Consider the following 19,635-nt stretch of genomic DNA (forward strand, 5'->3'; position numbering starts at 1 on the left):
TTTTATTTTCTTCTTCTCCTGATAAGTAAAATGCTGCTGCCTATCAGCAATAATCCGGGGATTACACCCATCAACCCGTATTTCACCACTTTCAGACTTCCTTTGGTGAGGAAGAGGGTGTTGTCTTTTGAATGCGGGCGACTTACATCTACCGGTACGGTGCCGTAAGATAGCCAATGGAACATACCGGGAATTAAAGAAAAGTTAGAAGCGCCGTAATATCTGATAGGCGGTTTCATACCACCGTTACTGATACAATCGGCATCTCCTATGATCATGATGCGTTGCTCTTTATTACCTACCTTTCTCGATAAGGCCATTGCTGTAACGAAGCTGTCTGCTTTTTCTCCGGCCATAATATCTACGGAAGCAGAATCATTGACAAAATCGATGGTCTGCGTTTCATTCCATGTTTTCATGGTATCGGTTTGAAGAACGGGGGTAGCTTTAAAGCCTTTATCTTCCGCCATTACCAAACCAGCAGCTTTTACCATGCCCACATACGCATGTTGTTTAGTCATAAGGTCAAACACAGGTGCGATGTCGGTTGCTGCTTTTGTTGGCCGGCATATCACGGCATTGGCCACTACATCCGTTTTAGGCTGTACCAGCTGACCAGGAATGCTTTTTACGCCGAACTGTGAGATGAAGGAGTCCATCACTGCTGATCCGGGTTTGATAGCTACCACCAGGTTTCCGCCATTGGCAATGTAAGCATCCAGTTTACGTTTTGAAACGGAATCCATATCCTGCTGCATATCGGAAATCACGATGATATCTACTCCTTTAGGGATCTGGTTACTGCCGGAGAGATCCAGTGTTTCCACATCGCAGCCCTGGTTGGTGAGGGCATAACGGAATGTTTTAACAGAAGAAAACAGGGTATAGTCCTTTATCCGGTCGCCTTCAATTTTACGTTCTCCCTGACCCTGCAGGAAGGCGATTTTTGGCAGCTTCATTACCATGCGTTTGAACACGGCAGATACTTCCGCTTCATCGGGGAATTTCATCATATCTTCATAGATTCTCAGGAATGCCTTCTGCCCGTTTTCTCTTTCTACCAGGCGAACAAAAACATTGCCTTCATCTCTGAGGTTGATTTGCTTTCTTATTTCTTCCGGTTTCAGGAACATGTCAATATCCAGGTCTTTGATCTCGGCTTCCTTTTGCGCCATTTCCGCGAGGGATTTGTTTTTATAAACAAAGTTCAGGCGGGGATTATTACTGGCCGTATCATAGTAATAAACGTATTTCAGCTTTGTTTCGGGTTTGAAACGGATATATTGTTTTAGTCGTTGTCTGTCTTCATTTACCATTTCAGGCATCCCATTGTAGCCTTCCCGGTCGAGGAGGTTTACATAGGTAGTGATAGTGAGGCCACCGTCCAGTTTGGCCATGATTGCCTGGCTGTTGGGTGTGAGGGTATTCCGTTTTGTTTCGGTAGCGTCGTAATAGGCCATGAATATTGGCCGGGACGTGGTATAGCCCAGTGCCATAGCAGCTATCACTACAATGGCATATTTGCTCCATACCGAGGAAAAAGAGGCGTGGGTGCGGTTAGCCTGTAATTTCAGGATGCTCAGCGCCAGGAACATAGCTATTACGATGATAAAATAAAGCACATCTTCTGTGCATATCAGCCCATCGATCATTTCGTTACACCGGCCGGAAATAGACAGCCAGTAAGTGATATCACGAACAAAATCAATACTCTGCCATACTTTGTTCATATAGCTGAGGGTTCCCAGCAGTACCAGCGTTCCGAGGGCGGCCACTACCTGGTAGGAGGTGAGAGACGACATAAACAGTCCGATGGCGGCATAGGCGCACATGAGGAGGTAGATGGCGAAGAGTCCTGATAATACCGGCGCCAGTTCAAACTTGTCTACTATAAACATGCACACCGTCACATACACAAGCAGCACCGCTATGAGGAGGAGGCTGTAGACCATCATCGCCAGGAATTTTCCGCGGATGATTTGTGAGGAAGTGATGGGAGATGAATATAATAATTTGATAGAACCGCTGCTCAGCTCCCGGCTCATCAGTCCCATTGTGAGCAGGGGCATATAGAGATACAGGTAACTTTGAACGGATGCCAGCAGTCCCCTTTGTCCGGAAAAAATATTGGCGGAGATAAAGGACAGGCCAAAGCCGCTGCTCTGGCCCCGCAACATTTCCTGCATGGTGTCTGCAAAACCCATCCCTGTCTGAAAAGTAAATACCACGAGGATCATCCAGGCGATCGGTGAATAAAACAAAGTGAATAACTCTGCTTTGGCGATCTTAAAAATTTGTCTCATTGAATATCTTTTATTGATTTTTTATTTGGTATTTTTTTTAGACAACCTGGCAAATACGGCGTCCAGTGAACTCTTTTCAATAATCAGTTCCATGAGTCCCCAGCCTCTGCCCACGCTTATTTCTGCAATGCGTTGCGCTGTTTTCTTTTCCCCGTCGTATCCGAGTCTGAAACGGGAGGGGGCCAGTTGTTCAATAGACCTGATACCTTCCAGCTTCAGCAGTTCTTCATGTGCGGGAGGGGTTTCCAGCATTATTACCAGTGAATTGGGTTCAATGTAGTTGTCGAACATTTCCAGGGTTCCGGAAAACACCATCTGCCCTTCTTCAATCATTTTGATTTCCTTGCAGGTGGCCTGTACTTCTGTGAGGATGTGGGTAGACAATAACACGGAGCGGTCTGTCGCAATTTCTTTGATCAGGTTCCTTACTTCCACGATCTGGTTTGGATCGAGGCCGTTAGTGGGTTCATCGAGCACTACAAATTTAGGGTTGTGCACAATGGCCTGGGCAATGCCCACACGTTGCTGGTATCCGCCGGAGAGGTTGCGGAGCAGGCGTTCCCTGAAATGTGCCACGCCGCATCTTTCCAATGCCTGCTGTACTGCTTTTTTTACCTGGTCTTTTTCCACCATCCGCAGGTCAGCGCAGTAGGTGAGGTATTCTTCCACGGTGAAATCGAGGTACAGCGGCAGCTTTTGCGGCATGAAGCCGATGTTGCGCTTGGCCGTTACCGGGTCTTCTTTCAGGTTGATACCGTTGATAAATACTTCTCCCTTTGATTGTTTTAACACCCCACAAATGATATTCATGGTAGTGGATTTGCCGGCTCCGTTGGAACCCAGCAGGCCCACAACTCCCTGGCTATGGATCTCAAAATTTATGTCTCTTACCGCCCACTGGGAGGCGTAACGGTGAGACAGATTTTCAACTTTTACGATGGCGTTTTCCATTCATTACGGATTGTTTATTAAATAAATTAGCAGGCATAAGCTTTTGCTTACACGATTATTGCGTTTGAATATTTTTTTATAAAGATGGGTTACTGAAAAATACCTTTCGCCGGGGACAAGCCCCGGGCGAAAGGAAAGGTCAGGAATCAGTAGGCGGCGTTTGCAATAGCGCGTACATCTATATGATATTTTGTTTTGTAATAATCCACCAGGATATCAAACTTCTGTTTTATGAGCGGATACTGGAGGTACGGTTGCATTTGTGCATCCGTCCGGGTTGTAATATGCATGATAAATGAAGTAACATCATTTGATTTGGCCGTTCCCCAGGAATAGGTGCCGTAATACCATTCGCCTATTCTGCCGCTGATGGGATCATAGCTGGTTGGTAAAAAGCCCCTGTTCCGGAAGGCTTCCAGGTTGTCCGGCAGCGACAATGGTGCGGTGGGCGCCGCCGCAGTAGCGTAATTGCTGACAGTATAGAATGCCGCAGGAATATCCAGGATATTATTACTGATGTAATAGCTCCAGATAGCGCTTATGAGAATATTCTTTTTCGCTGCTTTCTCCGCCGGGGTCATGGTACGCAGGGATGCGTTCATACCTGCGAAAGTGATGGACTTACCCACTACTTTGTAATCGAAGTAGAGATATTCCCTGCCCGGGGGCATTCCTATCCTGTATTGTTTGATGGTATCTGCCATCAGTACCCGGTAAGGAATCCCCTGGCTTTTCCTGAAATCTTCCGGGAGGAATTTCAACCACACATCATTGAGAAAGTTCAGCATATCCCCGGCATAGGCGGGATTGCCCAATACCGCCGTATCGATCTTTGATGCGCTGGTGCCGGATGCTTGCGTCCACTCAAAATCCTTTTGTGTAAACACATACAGGAAGTAAGACCCGTAGTTGTCATAGAGCTGCTGGATTTTATCATTTGCCTCTTTGGGGGCGTTCCCCTGGGGCAACACATAATCAGGTCCGATCGGCGTGGGTGCGCCAATTTCATTATCCTTCGAACAGGAGAATAATAATATGCTGGAGATGCAGCCGATGAGAAATATATGCTTCATGTTAAAGATGGTATTGCGTGTTAAATAGTTACTGTCCGATCCTGTCGGTCATAGTGCCGGAAGTATTTTGTTTCAGTGCCGGATTTCTCTGCAGTAAACTGTTAGGAAAAGGCAGCGTGTACATCGGGTCTTTTTCTTTCAGCGTGTAATGCAGAATGGCTTCTCCCAGTTCATGCTGATACCGGTGTGTAATAGCAGGCATGCCGTAACGGCGCAGGTCAAACCAGCGGAATCCTTCCAGGAAGAATTCTTTCCGGCGCTCGTCCCGTACTGCCTTTAGCAGTACTGCTTTATCGCCGATGCTTTCATCTGTATAACCGATGATACGCGTACGGCGCAGGTCATTCAGATCTTTCATGGCGGCGCTCAGTTTTCCGAGTTGCACATTTGCCTCTGCCCTGTTTAACACGGCTTCCCCGGTACGAAGACATTGAACAAGTTCTCCGGTTATGTTCGTATACTTCGATATGAGCGGCGCGTCGCCGTTTGAATTAGCGATGCCATATTTACGCCGTACATCCTTCTCCTCGTCATAAATGGACATAAGTTCCGGTGAAAACGTATAGGCGGTTTGGTCGCCCCCCTGTGATTTTCCGCCAAACATCCATTCCACTTCAGGGTTGGTATAGGTGAGGTAGTACCCGGTGGTGATGCCGGTCATATCCATCAGCACGCCTGCCTGTTCAAACACCTTATTGGCTTCGGCTACACAATCCTCCCATTTCTCCATATAGAGATATACCCTTGATAAAAGAATGTGAATAGCCGGCTGGTTGATGTGAAAATCCCTGCGGGCGATCGGCAGCGGGTCCATCAGGGTGGCCGCTTCTTTCAGATCGTTGACGATTTGCTCGTATACCTTTGCCACTGTCGACTGCTCCATGTATTCCGCAGTTACACTGGAGTTTAGCTTTAAGGGTACGGCAAGCGCCTGCGGATTGCTGTTGTAAGGTTCTCCGTAGAGATTTACCAGCCGGAAATAATAGAATGACCGCATAGCCAGGGCTTCACCTTTTACCCTGTCTTTTTCCTGCTGGCTGCCGATGGCGGTGTTGATATTATCCAGCACAGCGTTGCATCCCATGATCCGTTCATAAAAATAGTAGTAGGCCGTAGATGCAGGATCTTCACTGATAAGATCGCCCAATCCGTTCCTGTCGGCCAACCGGGGCTGCCAGGCATAAAAGAGGTAATCCGTTTTAACAGTAGCCGTTCCTACAATGGAGTAGCCGGTACCGGCGCCCCATTCAATATTAAGATCCACGTCGTCGTCCATGCGGGAAAGAAAACTTGTCGGCTCTTCATTTCCCATATAACCTGATCCCATCAACAGCTCCCGGAAGTCGGTGGCTGTTTTGGGAATGATCTCACTCTGGGATTGTTCTTCCAGGAATTTAGTGCAGCTGGAAGCCAGTAGCGTGAAGACAAAGAAAACAGAGAATAACTTATATTTCATGCGCTTCAATATTAGAAAGTCATATTAAAAGATAATGACGTTGTTCTGCGGGCAGGCCATCCGTTTGTTTCTGGATCGTAGCCTCTCCACGCATCGTCAAATGTTACCAGGAACGGGTTGGTCATACTGAGCGATGTACTCAGGCGTTTGATGTGTATCTTTTTCAGCAGTTCCTGTGTAAACTCGTAGTTAAACGCAATCTGCCGGCAGCGGATAAAATCAGCATCTGCCACCATATAATCGGATTGGTTATACAGGTCATATGGCGTTACCGGAAAAGGCTCTATCGTTGGCAGGTTAAACTCTATCCTGCGGGGATTGCCGGGCGGAACAGCAGGAACGTTGGTATATTTCTCATCGCCTGGTTGTTTCCAGCGTTCCTTCAGGATCCTGGGCGCATTCTGTTCGGGAGTGGGCGCACCGGAAGCATTGTAAAACACCGGCAGTCTTTTTTGATTTCCGAATGCCATTGCGAACTGTGTGCTTACAGACATGTTTTTATACCTCACCATTGTGTTGAATCCACCGGAAAAGTCGGGGTCCAGCTTACCTGATTTTACCAGGTATTCCAGGTCATTGGCAGTGGGTTTAATATTCATATTTTTGAAGGTAGGTATCCCATTGGCAGGATTTAAACCGGCATAAGCATAGGAGTAAAAAGTAGAGTAGGCTTCTCCGTTCACAATAGCTGTTCCATTCAGATAATCCTCTCTCGTATTAACCCTTTCGTTTTGTTTCAGCACATTCCGGGCAAGACCCGTATTCACAGAAAACTGCCACATGAAGTCTTTGGTACGCACCGGAACTACACTGATGATCAGGTCATAGCCGGTATTTTCCATCAGGGAGCCAAATACAGTGGCGGAATTCATCCCGTTTTCAACGGGTACGTCCCGTGAAGCGAGGATGTTACTGCTTTTCTTGTACCAGTTGGCGGTGGCGGTCAGGCGGCCGTTAAACATAGCAACATCCAGTCCGAAGTTCCATGTTTTTGTTTTCTCCCAACCCAGTTCAGGATAAGGCAGCGATTTGATGTTGAGGATATACTGTTTGAAAACGTTGCTGAGTCCTCCGTCGGTAGCAATCAGGTAAGGCGATACCGCTTCCACTGCATTTCCCTGGTAGCCGTAGGTGGCAGACACGTCGAAGGCATTCAGCCATTTCTGGGAGCTGAGGAATTTTTCATTGGCAACGCGCCATTTTCCACCCACCGACCAGGTTGGCTGGAACCTTTTGTTTTTATCCTGCCCGAAACGGTTGGAGGCATCCAGTCTTGCGTTGAAGTTGAAGATAAAGCGCTGATCAAAACCATACACCGCAGAAAAATATTCACTCAGGAAATTACTCTTCTGGTTAACGATTCTTGAATTTACGCGCATGAGGTCAAGGAGATTGTCGCCGTTGCCGGAGATGTTCGCAGACAGTGCCGGAACCGGTGCATAGCTTTCCCCGCGGTAACGGAGATAGCCATAACGGGTATCGGTGTTACCCTGCGTGAGTGCGGATCTCGCCTCCATTCCTCCCTGGAGGGTAACAGCATGCTTAGTGCCGAATAAGTGGTTATACACCAGGCTGTTTCTCCAGGTATATCCACTGTTGTTGGCATTCTGCAGTTGTACGAGTCCTCCGAAAGGCAGGCGGCTGGCCAGTTCCTGCGGAGAGTTGGATAGTACGCTGCCAAACTCATATCCTCTTGTTTGAGTGATATAGTAAGACAATTCCGTAGCGTAAGATTTTACATTGGAATTGGTAAGGGTATAAGATAACAATCCCTGGTATTGCAGGTCCTTTGTTAACTGCAGGTTCACATCTGCAGTAGACGACAGGTTAGTGGTCACATTTTTATTCCCGGTATTATTAATTTCATTCTGAATGTTATACCGGTAGCTGGTGTTGCCGGGGAAAACGGTACTGGATTCTCCTCTTTTCTCGTGATAGAAAAGGGAGCCGTCATCGTTATACATGGGAATGGTTCTGGCAGTACTGTAAGCATAGGTGAACGGATCTACGCCATATGCAAAGCCATCTGTTTCCCGGCGGCTTCCATTCAGCATAAAGTTTACGGTTAGCCGTTTCCCAAACCGGAGGGTGGTGTTGGAAGAGGCGGCGAAAGAAGTAAGGTCATTTCCTTTGGCTTCGCCGTTTTGCTGCTGCAGGCTAAGAGAGGTTCTGTTGGAGATCTTCTCGGTACCGCCGGAGATGCTCAGGCTGTGATTCTGACTGAACGGATTGCGGAACAGGAGAGAGAACCAGTCGGTATTCTGATTTTCCAGCTTCCGGTACCGTTCCACATAAGTGGCATAATCGATCTCTTTTCTCTGTAGTTGCTGGATCAGTGCAGCGTAGCCGATAGGCAATACTTCAGCAGTATAGCTGTCGCGCGCTTCGTATACTTCTTTTGAAAACTGCATCAGTTCCTGGGAGTTCATCAGGTCGAAGTCGCCGTAGGTAGGTTTCTGACCAACGGTGAGGTTGGAGGTATAAGATACCGATAATTGGCCGGGCCGGGCTTTTTTCGTGGTGAGTACAATTACTCCGTTGGCCGCCTGTGAGCCGTAGATAGCGGTGGCTGAAGCATCTTTTAAAACGGTAATGGTTTCAATATCGTTTGGATTGAGCCAGGAGATTGCGTTAGATGCGATCAGGCGTAGTTCGCCCATATCGTTGGCCAGTGATCCGCTGCCATTAGGTAAAGGCAGGGGATCGCGCTGGATCACGCCATCCACTACCCAAACCGGTTCCTGGTTGCCCAGGATGGTAGAGGTACCGCGGATACGGATCTTTGGTGTGGAACCTACCTGCCCTGACTGTGTTATTACAGACATGCCGGGTACTACGCCCTGTAACATCTGGTCGATGCTGGTTTCGCCGGCAATCTTGATATCATCGGCTTTTACAGAATAAACGGAACCTACGTAGTTCTTTTTATTCACGTTCATATACCCGGTGATCACTACGTCATTCATTTCAAAGTCTTTCCTGTTTAATGTGATGTTCAGTAACAGGTTGGCGCCTTCCGTTACCAGCAGCGACTTCGATTGTGTTTTATCAAGCGTATTGGCAGTAAAACCATTATTCCCTTTCAGGACAGCGATTTCCAGGGTTTCATAACCCAGCATGCTGATCACGAATACGGCATTTTCGGGAGGACGGTTAAAGAAGAAAGCGCCATCGGACCCGGTGATGGTGCCGCTGACCGTATTTTTTATCCGGACAGAAACGCCTGGCAGTGGTTCACCGGTTGCTGAGCGGATGGTACCGGTGATGGTGTTGGGAGGAGCCAGGATATTGGCCGGTACCGTTTTGCGGGACAATACAATTGTTTTGTCTTTGATCACATAGGTAACAGGAAAGTCTTTCAATACTTCATTCAGCAGATCTTTCAACGGCATATCACGTACAGAAAGCGATACATTCCGGGTATCGTTGATTGTATTATTATTACTGAAAACTACGTACCCTGTTTGTTGTTTGATGGCACTAAATACTTGTTTGATAGGGATGGCTTTGCCCGAAAGCGTAACGGTTTGTGCGTGACCCGAGGCATTTGCCTGAAAGATGGCGGCGGCTAATAAAATGACAGTAAGTCTCATTACCAGAAAGATTTTGGTTAGGCCCATGTTTTTTCCCTGACGATCGGGCGGCCAATAGCATTTTTTTTGCATAAATTGCATGAGATTTGGTTGTTAATAAATGTGAATTGCAATAAACCGTTTAGAAACCAACTAAGTCAAATACACCGTCACGGCCGCAATCCGTGACGGTTTTTTAATGGTTGGTTCGTTTAATAAAATAGTCAGGCCGGGCCATACAGGCCCCTTCTGTGATTCTCCGGTGAAGTGTATCTGATACTTATTTATTCAGCACAATCAATTTGCGTCCTTCTACTCTAAAGTCTACTTCTGTTCTCCTTAATATTTCCAGCAGGTCTGTTAATGAGATCTGTCTGCTCATTTCTCCCATGAATTGTATATCCGGTATACCATTTTCATAAACTACATCTATATTGTACCAGCGTTCCAGCTGTCGCATTACTTCTTCGAGATTGGCGCCTTCAAAGTTGAACAGGCCGTTTTTCCAGGCCATTATTTTTTCAATGTCCGGATTGTTTACTATAGCTATTTTTGCTCCCGGTTTATTGGCCCCGGAAATATTGTTGATCTGTGCCTGTTGCCCCGGTTTGAGGATTATGCTGGCAGGTTCACTGACTACTTTTACGCTTCCATCGAGCAATGTTGTATTGATCGTTTTTTCATTTTCGTAGGCGTTTACGTTGAACAACGTGCCCAGTACTTCTATGGAAGCTTTATTATTTACATTTACCAGGAAAGGTTTATTGACATCTTTTGTTACTTCAAAACAGGCTTCCCCGTATACTTCCACTTTTCGTTCCTTGCCCGCAAACACGGTAGGGTAGCGGATGGAGCTGGCTGCATTTAACCACACTTTGGTTCCATCAGGTAAGGTTAGCTGGAATTGGCGTCCTTTGGGCGTGGTCATTTTGTTATACTGGATACCGGACACGGCTTCCCCGGAAGGATCATACACCAGCTTTCCGTTGGATAATACTACGGAGGTGCCGCTCTGGTGCGCAACAATTCCGCTGGTCATGCTATCCAGTACAACCTGCCGTCCGTCGGCCAGGGTGAGTATAGCGCCCTGGCTGCCGGGAGTGATATCCGCCATATTTGATGCGATAACCGGCGACTGATCTTTTTTATTCATTACCAGCAGGTAGGCGCTTCCGGCAAGCAGTAATGCTGCAGCAGCAGCCCAGCCCCATCTGCGGATAAAATGAACCCGGTGAACAGGGGGCGCCACAGGTTGGTCAAATCCGGGGATCTGTTCACTGATCTTCCTGGAAATCCTGTCTGTATCATAGGCATAAAACCGCTGAAGATTCGTCACCAGCTGTTGCTGATCGGTTAGTTCTGCAAAAAGACGGCGGTTATCATCGGAGGTGTTGATCCACTCCGTTAACGCAATTTGCTCGTCAGCATTCAGACTATTGTCCAGGTATTTGCCAATCAGGCTGGCTATGTAATGATTGTTCTCCCTCATGTCGATACTACTAAAACAACTAACTCCTCTTTTTATACCGCCCTTCTCAAAAAAAAATCAGCGTTGCAGCAATAATAGTGCGGAAACGAGGACTGGCAGGGATATCAGCTCGTTTTTTAAAAGAGCGGTGCGTAATAATCCTACGCCTTTTGCTTTTTGGTTCAGCACGGTCTGGTAGGCCATATTGAGTTCATCGGCGATTTCCTGCGGCCGTTTTCCGTCGATAACGGAGAGGCGGACTACCTGCCGGCATTGTGGCGGCAGCTTTTCAATTTCCAGGAAAATAGCCTGTATCACCTCCGTTTTTATATAGGCTTTCTCAACATCTATGGAAAAACGGTCGGCTCCCCTTTCTATTGACTGGTGAATATCACCATGTCGTTTTTGTGCCTTGAGATAATTAAGGGCGGCATTTCTTGCGGCAGTGAACAGAAAAGCTTTCAGTTGCCCCAGTGTAGGGAAGTGTTCTTTTTTTTGAAATGCCTGGATGAAGCATTCCGAAACAATATCTTCTGCGGCCATTGTATCGGAAGTCAGCTGTTCCGTAAAAAAACAGAGCGGCCGCTGGTATAGCGCATAAATTTGATGCAGTGCTTTGTGTTCGCCCTGCTGAAAAGAAGATATCAGCTCTATTTCCCCGTATGCTTGCTTACTTGACAATGCTTATTTTATGTTCATGTTTGGAAGCACAAACTAGAGCAAAAATTCTCAAGGAAAAAGCGGTGTCTTTAAATGATTGAAAATTAATTGATTATGAATTAAGAATCAGGCTGGAAGTTCTCCCTGGCCCCGGGAGAATGTTTTTGATGGCCGGTTCCGGAAGGTATCTGCCCGTTTAAAAGTTACCTGCTGCTGGCGGAACCTTATTGACAATGTTATTGTTATCACATCTTACAAGGTTACCCAGGTAGTTTCTTTTCTAATAATCTAAAAAAGATAATTTTATGTCTATCGTAAAAGTAATTGAAGTAATCTCTTCATCAGAAAAAAGCATTGAAGATGCTATCAATAATGCTGTAAGCGAAGTTTCAAAAACCATACATAACATAGATTCTGTTTATGTAAAGGACATCAAGGCACATGTAAAAGATGGCAAGGTATCTACCTATGGTATCATTTGTAAAGTATCTTTCCGCATAGATGAAGCCGAACGGAAATAAAAAGGGAGCCTAACCATCATTAAAACCAGGCTGAGTTTGTATCATAAGACCCCGGATATCTTATGTAAAGGGATGCTCATGGCATATGTTTTGGGGCCATTTCCCTAAAAGGAGGGGATCATGAAAAACTCACTTTTCTTCTGTTATACGCTGTCATTATTGTTCCTCTTATGGGGGTGTAACAACAGATCTGCCGACAGCGAAAAAAAAGCCAAAGAAGCTAACCGCGCAAAAATCGACAGCCAGATGATGAGCAGCCCGTCTGCGGATTCATTGGCCGTTGTTCCTTCCAAAGCAGATGCTGATTTCCTGGTAGAAGCTGCCAGCGGCGGAATGACGGAGGTACAGCTGGGACAACTGGCTCAAACGAATTCCATGAACAAGCAGGTAAAGGCTTTTGGGGCCTTAATGATAAAGGACCACGGAGCAGGTAATGAAAAACTGAAAGCACTGGCCGCATCCAAAAATATAACGCTCCCTGATTCAGTATCCAATCATCAGCAAAAAATAAGGGAAAGACTGGAAAAAAAGAAAGGAGAAGCATTTGACAGGGTCTATATCAGCATGATGATTGAGGATCATAAGAAAGATATCCGGGCGTTTAAAAGCGCGGCCAGGAATGCTGCAGATGTGGAGATAAAGGCTTTCGCGCTGGACAATCTGCCGATGTTATCAGCGCACCTCGACTCCGCCCGGAACCTGCAAAGAAAAATGGGTATACCGGTTGGGCCATTGCCTTACCAGTAAGCAGACTCTGGCAGCCTAAGTGTATAGATAGTGTATAGATAGTGCATTGATAGTGCATTAATAGTGCATGAGGAGTGCATGCGAACAGTATAGATAGTGCATGGATAGTCCATCAGATACCCATGTCCGAAGTACCGGAGACGCATCCGCGAGGCAACAGGGATACCTACTTTTTAGTATATAAAGGCAAAAAAACGGGAATACGGGAGTAAATTTCCGGTATGAAAGATTTCCGGCATCAGAACAGACTATATTATAGCCCTGTTGAATTTGCAATGAATTATATCGGGGGGTACCTGGAAAATACCTATCCGCTGCTTCCTTATATATTTACCTTTCCAGCCGGAAGCCGGGTTCCATTGCCGGCCGTTCTGCAAGATTGGATACGGTAAAGCCGGTGGCATACATCCACCGGGCTATTTTTGTAAGCTTCTCTATATTGATGGTAGCTGCTTCATCGCCAGGGGTGTGATAAAGGGCATGTGGCAATGAGCTGAAGTACAATACCGGGATATTCTTTTTTGCGTAGGGATAGTGATCGCTGCGGAAGTACCATACTTCCGGGTGAGTGGCTTTATCCCATGCGGTGTCCAGTTTGAACCCCGGCCCTTTACGGTTTTCTTCCAGCCCTATTTTTGCCAGCGTGGAAGAGCTGAGGTGAGGCGGGATAAGGCCCAGCAGGGCGGCGCTGTCGGGCGCATTATTGCCGATCATATCTGCATTTAATACCGCCACCAGTGATTCCCGCGGTACCGTTGGATGATCCGCATACCAGGTAGAGCCAAACAGTCCTCTTTCTTCCGAACCATGCCAGATGAACAGGGCGGAGCGCTTACCCGGTTGCTGGTGGAAGGCCCGGCCAATGGCCAGCAGGCCAACGCTTACGCTGGCATTATCATCAGCGCCGTTGTAAATAGAATCGGCTACTCCGGGTACATTCCTTACCCCGTCATGATCCTGGTGGCCGCTGAATACCACGTATTCTTCTGCCAGCTTTGGATCGCTGCCTTTTACTTTCGCTACCACATTTACCGAAGGGTAGGTGAAAGATTCAGAGAAGATGTGCGCTTTCAGTTGTTGCCTTGGTTGCTGTACCAGCGGCAGGGCATCCTGCTGCAGCCAGATAATGGGAACGCCGGTTAACAGCTGCCTGTGAAAAAGACTGCCTTCTATCTGGTAGGAACCGCGGTTGTTATATTGTGTGGCTTTACCCCATCCTTTCTGCGCCAGTTCATCAGCAACAAAGATAATGGCCACTGCACCTTTGGAGGCGAGGTACTGCGCCCAGTAGTTCACCACTATGCCTGCGTATCGCGTAGGTATGTGCACACGCGGATCATTGATGCCTTTGGCAGAAAACTGCAATGCCACTACTTTTCCTTTTATGGTGGCGGCAGATACGGTGTCGGCGTCATTTATAAATACAATAGGCGCATCCACCGCTGCAAAGCCGGGTTCATATACAATAGCATCCTGCCACAAATGAAACGCCCGGTTGCCTATACTGATGGTGCTGTTGTTACTTACCCGTTCCCGTATCAGGGAAAAGAACTGGAAGTAGGTGCCATCATCGCCGGCGGGTTCGAGGCCGGCTTTACGCGCCTGCTCCGCCAGCCATACGGATGCCTTTAATTCGTCCAGTGTACCGGCTTCCCTTCCTCTGAAATGATCGTCGGCCAGGTAGTACAGGTCCTTTTTAATATCGTCCGCTTTTATGGCGTCTATGGGCTTTTGGCTTTGCGCCATTAATGCGCTGCCGGTTAACAACAGGGCAGCCAATGCGGCGGAGAAACGGTTTGTCATAAGCATATCTTTCTGCAATAAAAATAAGGTAATGAGGGCTAATATATTCATCCCGGTTACGCACGGGAATTTTTTTTGGAAGTTTCACTACCGGAAATTATATTTGTAGAATAGTATAGTATAGTACAGATGCAGATGGTACAGATCAACTAAAAAAGCACGTTATGAATGATTGGATCACAGCGCCGTTCCACGATTGATGTTTCCACCATTCGTATTCCATTTACGTTTTAAATTGAAAAAAATGATTGCCAAACACTTGCTGAAATGCGTCATTGTATTTCTTGCTGCATTTTGTTTGTGCATACCAGCGTATGCCCAGCAAAAAACATTCAAAGGTAAAGTCATCAGTTCCACAGACAAATCACCACTACCATTTATCTCCATAGTTGTAAAAGGCGCCACCGCCGGTGCAAAAACAGACGAGGAAGGCCGGTTTGTGCTCACCATGCCCGCAGGCAGCAGCACAGTGGTTGTTTCGGGAATTGGTTTCCGGCAGCAGGAGTTAGCGCTTACACAGGATTTCACCACTATCGCCCTGGAACCCTCTGTGGAAAACCTGAACGACGTAGTGGTAGTAGGATATGGCACTACAAAAAAAGCCACGTTAACAGGATCTGTTGCAGCGGTGAAAAGCGCGGAAATAGTAAGGAGCCCGCAACCCAATATCTCCAATTCACTCGTTGGCCGTATGCCGGGCCTCATTGCACCCAACACCAGCGGGGAACCAGGTTACGACGATGCCCGCCTGCTGATCCGCGGGGTGGCCACCACCGGCAACTCTGCCCCTTTAATTGTAATTGATGGCGTACCCAATGCACTCGGCGGATTTTCCCGCTTAAACGCCAGCGATATTGAAAGTATCAGTATCCTGAAAGATGCTTCTGCCGCCATTTATGGCTCGCAGGCAGCGAACGGCGTTATATTGGTCACCACCAAAAAAGGAGAAGCCGGTAAAACAAATTTCAGCTTCAGCCTGAACCAGGGTTTTATAAAACCTACCCGGTTGCCGGAATTTGTAGATGCCGCTACCTATGCTACTATCGTAAATGAAATAGGCTATTATAACAATCCTTCACAAGGCCAGCACCAGCGCTATTCCGATGCAGAAATAGAACTGTTCAGAAACGGGAAAGACCCCGTGTCTTACCCGAACACAAACTGGGAAAAGGAACTGATGAAACCATTGGCGCCTCAAACTTCCGCCAATCTATCCTTCTCCGGTGGCAGCAATAAACTGTCGTATTATATCTCCGGTGGTTATCTGAACCAGGATGGATTGTATCGCAACAGTCCACTCAATTATAAACAATATAACATCCGGGCAAACTTCGATATTAACTTCTCTTCCAAATTTAAAGCAACCATACAGATGTCCGGTCGTCAGGAAGAAAAGACCGCGCTGGCCGGCTTTGGCGCCTCCAATGTATTTGAATTCCTTTACCGTACCTATCCAACACTCCCGGCTTATTATCCGAATGGTATGATGGGCGCCGGCGTGGAAATGGGGAAAAACCCACTGGCAATGGCGCAGTTATCCGGCGCGGATAAAAGACCCATCACCACCGGTAGTATCATCGGTAAAGCGAGTTACGAATTAGCTAAAGGGCTATCAGTAGATGGAATGGTATCTATCGACAAGCGTTTTGAATTTGATAAACAGCTGGCTAAAAACTGGATCGTGTACCAGTACGATAAAGGCACACAAACCTATGACCCGGTGAAAGGCGGTCCCAATAACCCTTCCATGTCGGAAAGCCAGATCAACTATACACTCCTGAACTCTTTTCTCCGTTTGAGCTATGATAAACATTTTGGTAAACACCAGCTCAGCGCGTTTGCAGCAGTACAGCAATCGAAAACAACATATGAAACTTTTGGCGCCGGCCGTCAGAACTATATCACCACCTTGTTGCCGGAACTGAGCCAGGGTGGCGCCCTGCCAACAGATGCAAGTAACTATGGCAGCAGCTACATCATTACCCGCAGAAGTTATTTTGGCCGTATCAGTTATAATTATGCTGAAAAATACCTGTTAGATGTACAGCTCCGCGAAGACGGATCCTCCATTTTTGCACCGGGAAAACAATACGGATTTTTCCCCAGCGCAATGGCGGCATGGCGTATTTCAGAAGAATCGTGGTTTAATAAAAATGCTGTTAACAGTTTAAAGCTCCGCGCTTCCTACGGATTGCTGGGAAATGAAAATATTAAACCGGACGATGCGCCCGGTTATCAATATCTTCAAAACCTGAACCTGCAAACCAATGCGCTGAGCACCTTAACAAACGCAGGACAGCCTTATGGCGCAAATATCCCCACTATTGTATACGCCAAACTGGCGAATCCGAATATCACCTGGGAAACAGCGAAGAAGGCCAATATCGGTATAGACGCCTCTTTATTCAACCACTTTAACGTTACCCTGGATGTGTTCAGTGAAACGAGGGACAATATCCTGGCGCCGAGAAATTTAAGTATCCCCGGCGTAAGTGGTATCAGCAGCAGCCAGATCCCCGACGAAAATATCGGTAAGGTCACCAACAAAGGTATTGAAGCCTCGGTGATGTATGAAACCCGCTTCAACGACGTGAAATTCAATATCGGCGGTAACTTCAGCTTTATCAAAAATAAAGTCATCTTCCTGGATGAAGCGCCGGGTACCCTCTCTTACCAGAAAGTGGAAGGACACCCGATCAATGCCGGTCTGTACTACCGCAGCATCGGCATCTTCAAAGACCAGGCACAGATCGATGCCACACCACATGCACCCGGCACTAAGCCCGGTGACCTGATCCTGGAAGACTATGACGGTGATAAAACCATTACCGCAGCCGACCGCGTAAGAGTAGACCAGAACAATATCCCGCAAATCGTATATGGCATCACGTTAGGCGCCTCCTGGAAAAATTTTGATGTAAATATTTTATTACAGGGGCAGGGAGAATCCGCACAATACCTGCTCTGGGAATCCGGTGAATTTGGCTCCTTCCTCAAGGAATGGGCGGATAACCGCTGGTCGCCGGAAAATACCAATGCTTCCTGGCCACGCCCCGTATCCAGACCTAATTCCAGCAACCTCGGCGCATACCCAAGTACTTTCTGGAACTGGAATACTTCTTTCCTCCGTCTTAAAAACCTGGAGATTGGCTATAACCTGCCCACTGCTTTATTGTCGAAAGCATCTATTAAATCCGCCCGCTTTTATGTGAATGGCTTTAACCTGCTCACCTTTACAAGAGTGAAACAAATAGATCCGGAAGGCACCGATGGCAGCGGATATTTTTACCCGCAGCAAAAAGTGTTTAACGTAGGGGTGAATGTGAATTTTTAAGAGGGGAAACAAATCATTTACTATTTTAATTGCAAAGAAATGAAGACTAAAAATATATCACTGATCCTGGTAGCAGCCGGCCTGGCCGCACTGGGAGCATGTAAGAAAGATTTTCTTGACACCGCGCCTACCAGCATCATCACCGATGCTGCCGTATGGGGCGATTCCTCGCTGGCGGAAGCCTATGTTACAGGAAGATATATCGGTGTGGGCGGCAATAACGATGGTGGAAAACCCGGCTTTGGCCGCGCCTTTGAAGATGCCTGGATGAGTTCTGTAACAGATGAATCCGTAGTAGTATGGGACAACAATACCTGGTTTGTGCAACAAGGCGCCCTCACCCCGGACAGAACCGGCTGGATGAGCGATACCTGGATCAGGAGCTATCGCAGCATCCGCGAGGTGAATTACGCTTTGGCCAATATCGACAAAGTGCCGATGAGCGATTATGGAAAAGAACGGCTGAAAGGAGAGCTCCACTTTATCCGCGCTTACCGCTACCAGGACCTGATCCGCAACTTCGGTGATGTGCCTTTGGCAGGCGACCGCGTATACAACCTGGATGATACCAACTTCGATTCGCTTTTTATCCGCAAACCGGTGCAGGAATGTATTCAGTATGCAGTAAGTGAACTGAATACCGCCGCTACTATGATGAAGGATAAAAGTTATCCCGCTGGCCGCGGCTCCTATGCTGCCGCACTGGCATTGAAAGCGCGCCTGTTGTTGTACGCTGCCAGCCCTTTGTATACCAACGGTTCCAACGATAAAACAAAATGGGCTGCCGCCGCTGCTGCCGCCTCCGATGTAATGGCGCTGAATAAGTTTACGCTGTATAACAACTATAAAACTTTATTCACCATCAGCGGTACCAGTGAAGATATCTTTGAACGGGTATATTCTCCTACCAACGAACACACCAACCTGGAACTGGTAAACGGTCCCAATGGTTATGGCGGATGGGGCGGAAACACGCCGATGCAGAATCTTGTAGACGATTATGAAATGGCCGATGGCTCCCGTTTCGACTGGAACAATCCTGCAGAAAAAGCAAATCCTTACCAGAACAGGGACCCACGTTTTTATGCGAGCATCCTCTATAATGGCGCTCCTTACAGAACCCGCAACGTGGAAACATTTCTTCCCGGCGGTAAAGACAGTAAAGATGGCAATGGCAACTGGAATACCAGTCCTACCGGCTACTACATAAGAAAATATATCAACGAAGGCAACCCGGTTGAAAACCCGAACCAAACAGCTTATCAGCCCTGGAAATATTTAAGGTATGCAGAAGTGCTGCTGAACTACGCGGAAGCGCAGAACGAGGCCGCAGGCCCGGATAACACGGTGTATAAAGCGGTGAATGACATCCGCGCAAGAGCAGGCATGCCTGAACTGCCCAAAGGATTGTCGGCCGACAGTATGCGGATCCGCATACGCAACGAACGCCGCATCGAGCTGGCCTTTGAAGAGCACCGCTATTTTGATGTACGCCGGTGGAAGATTGCAGAGGTAACGGAAAACGTCCCCGCCTATGGCATATTGCCATCCAAACAACCCAATGGCGCCATCGTATACACAAGAATTATTGCGCTGGACAACCGTAAATTTGATAAAACAAAAAATTACTGGGCGCCCATTCCGCAGTCGGAAATTAATTCATCCGGAAGAAAACTCCGTCAGAATGCGGGGTACTGATATGCTCCTTAAAATGATACGGATAACGGGCATACCGTTATTCGTATTG

At 47.3% G+C, this 19,635-nt stretch carries 12 protein-coding genes; 4 read left to right on the top strand and 8 right to left on the bottom strand.

Features of this window, described 5'->3' with window-relative positions; all coding sequences use genetic code 11:
- Positions 1–2: 2 nt before the first annotated feature.
- The 7 genes from ACMXI2_RS03835 to ACMXI2_RS03865 all read right to left on the bottom strand — a co-directional run bounded on the left by ACMXI2_RS03835 (position 3) and on the right by ACMXI2_RS03865 (position 11,504).
- A complete protein-coding gene (locus ACMXI2_RS03835; protein WP_483780390.1) occupies positions 3–2,303 on the bottom strand; it encodes a Gldg family protein in 2,301 nt (766 codons plus the stop codon).
- A 21-nt stretch (positions 2,304–2,324) separates the two neighbouring features.
- The gene (locus ACMXI2_RS03840; RefSeq protein WP_483780391.1) at positions 2,325–3,254 is read right to left on the bottom strand and encodes an ABC transporter ATP-binding protein; all 930 of its coding nucleotides are present in this window, start codon (positions 3,252–3,254) and stop codon (positions 2,325–2,327) included.
- A gap of 146 nt (positions 3,255–3,400) precedes the next feature.
- Positions 3,401–4,327 (bottom strand): hypothetical protein, encoded by a 927-nt coding sequence (locus tag ACMXI2_RS03845; protein WP_483780392.1) that lies wholly within the window; start codon positions 4,325–4,327, stop codon positions 3,401–3,403.
- 28 nt (positions 4,328–4,355) lie between these two features.
- Positions 4,356–5,783 (bottom strand): RagB/SusD family nutrient uptake outer membrane protein, encoded by a 1,428-nt coding sequence (locus tag ACMXI2_RS03850; RefSeq protein WP_483780393.1) that lies wholly within the window; start codon positions 5,781–5,783, stop codon positions 4,356–4,358.
- A gap of 11 nt (positions 5,784–5,794) precedes the next feature.
- Positions 5,795–9,376: a SusC/RagA family TonB-linked outer membrane protein gene (locus ACMXI2_RS03855; RefSeq protein ID WP_483780394.1), complete on the bottom strand. Its 3,582-nt coding sequence runs from the start codon at positions 9,374–9,376 to the stop codon at positions 5,795–5,797.
- A 259-nt stretch (positions 9,377–9,635) separates the two neighbouring features.
- Complete coding sequence (locus ACMXI2_RS03860; protein ID WP_483780395.1) at positions 9,636–10,844, bottom strand: FecR family protein; 1,209 nt, start codon at positions 10,842–10,844, stop codon at positions 9,636–9,638.
- A gap of 57 nt (positions 10,845–10,901) precedes the next feature.
- The gene (locus ACMXI2_RS03865; protein WP_483780396.1) at positions 10,902–11,504 is read right to left on the bottom strand and encodes an RNA polymerase sigma factor; all 603 of its coding nucleotides are present in this window, start codon (positions 11,502–11,504) and stop codon (positions 10,902–10,904) included.
- Between the two features lie 284 nt (positions 11,505–11,788).
- Here ACMXI2_RS03865 and ACMXI2_RS03870 point away from each other — a divergent pair, with 284 nt between their 5' ends.
- Positions 11,789–12,004, top strand: coding sequence for a dodecin family protein (locus ACMXI2_RS03870; protein ID WP_483780397.1), 216 nt, complete (start codon positions 11,789–11,791; stop codon positions 12,002–12,004).
- Between the two features lie 120 nt (positions 12,005–12,124).
- Positions 12,125–12,751, top strand: a complete 627-nt coding sequence (locus ACMXI2_RS03875) for a DUF4142 domain-containing protein (RefSeq protein WP_483780398.1) — start codon at positions 12,125–12,127, stop codon at positions 12,749–12,751.
- Between the two features lie 330 nt (positions 12,752–13,081).
- Here the strand turns inward: ACMXI2_RS03875 and ACMXI2_RS03880 are convergent, their stop codons facing one another.
- Positions 13,082–14,554, bottom strand: a complete 1,473-nt coding sequence (locus tag ACMXI2_RS03880; protein ID WP_483780399.1) for a M28 family peptidase — start codon at positions 14,552–14,554, stop codon at positions 13,082–13,084.
- A 244-nt stretch (positions 14,555–14,798) separates the two neighbouring features.
- On the opposite strand from ACMXI2_RS03880, the gene ACMXI2_RS03885 reads away from it, so the two are divergent.
- Together ACMXI2_RS03885 and ACMXI2_RS03890 are read left to right on the top strand one after the other, a co-directional pair.
- Positions 14,799–17,888 (top strand): SusC/RagA family TonB-linked outer membrane protein, encoded by a 3,090-nt coding sequence (locus ACMXI2_RS03885; protein ID WP_483780400.1) that lies wholly within the window; start codon positions 14,799–14,801, stop codon positions 17,886–17,888.
- Between the two features lie 39 nt (positions 17,889–17,927).
- Positions 17,928–19,586, top strand: coding sequence for a RagB/SusD family nutrient uptake outer membrane protein (locus ACMXI2_RS03890; RefSeq protein ID WP_483780401.1), 1,659 nt, complete (start codon positions 17,928–17,930; stop codon positions 19,584–19,586).
- Positions 19,587–19,635: the final 49 nt, after the last annotated feature.

The organism is Chitinophaga sp. G7 BAM 1005, assembly GCF_057126945.1.

What these genes read in the sequence shown, in the direction of transcription:
- ACMXI2_RS03835 (WP_483780390.1), bottom strand. Translation starts at nt 2,303, where the DNA reads ATGAGACAAATTTTTAAGATCGCCAAAGCAGAGTTATTCACTTTGTTT.
- ACMXI2_RS03840 (WP_483780391.1), bottom strand. Translation starts at nt 3,254, where the DNA reads ATGGAAAACGCCATCGTAAAAGTTGAAAATCTGTCTCACCGTTACGCC.
- ACMXI2_RS03845 (WP_483780392.1), bottom strand. Translation starts at nt 4,327, where the DNA reads ATGAAGCATATATTTCTCATCGGCTGCATCTCCAGCATATTATTATTC.
- ACMXI2_RS03850 (WP_483780393.1), bottom strand. Translation starts at nt 5,783, where the DNA reads ATGAAATATAAGTTATTCTCTGTTTTCTTTGTCTTCACGCTACTGGCT.
- ACMXI2_RS03855 (WP_483780394.1), bottom strand. Translation starts at nt 9,376, where the DNA reads ATGAGACTTACTGTCATTTTATTAGCCGCCGCCATCTTTCAGGCAAAT.
- ACMXI2_RS03860 (WP_483780395.1), bottom strand. Translation starts at nt 10,844, where the DNA reads ATGAGGGAGAACAATCATTACATAGCCAGCCTGATTGGCAAATACCTG.
- ACMXI2_RS03870 (WP_483780397.1), top strand. Translation starts at nt 11,789, where the DNA reads ATGTCTATCGTAAAAGTAATTGAAGTAATCTCTTCATCAGAAAAAAGC.
- ACMXI2_RS03875 (WP_483780398.1), top strand. Translation starts at nt 12,125, where the DNA reads ATGAAAAACTCACTTTTCTTCTGTTATACGCTGTCATTATTGTTCCTC.
- ACMXI2_RS03880 (WP_483780399.1), bottom strand. Translation starts at nt 14,554, where the DNA reads ATGACAAACCGTTTCTCCGCCGCATTGGCTGCCCTGTTGTTAACCGGC.
- ACMXI2_RS03885 (WP_483780400.1), top strand. Translation starts at nt 14,799, where the DNA reads ATGATTGCCAAACACTTGCTGAAATGCGTCATTGTATTTCTTGCTGCA.
- ACMXI2_RS03890 (WP_483780401.1), top strand. Translation starts at nt 17,928, where the DNA reads ATGAAGACTAAAAATATATCACTGATCCTGGTAGCAGCCGGCCTGGCC.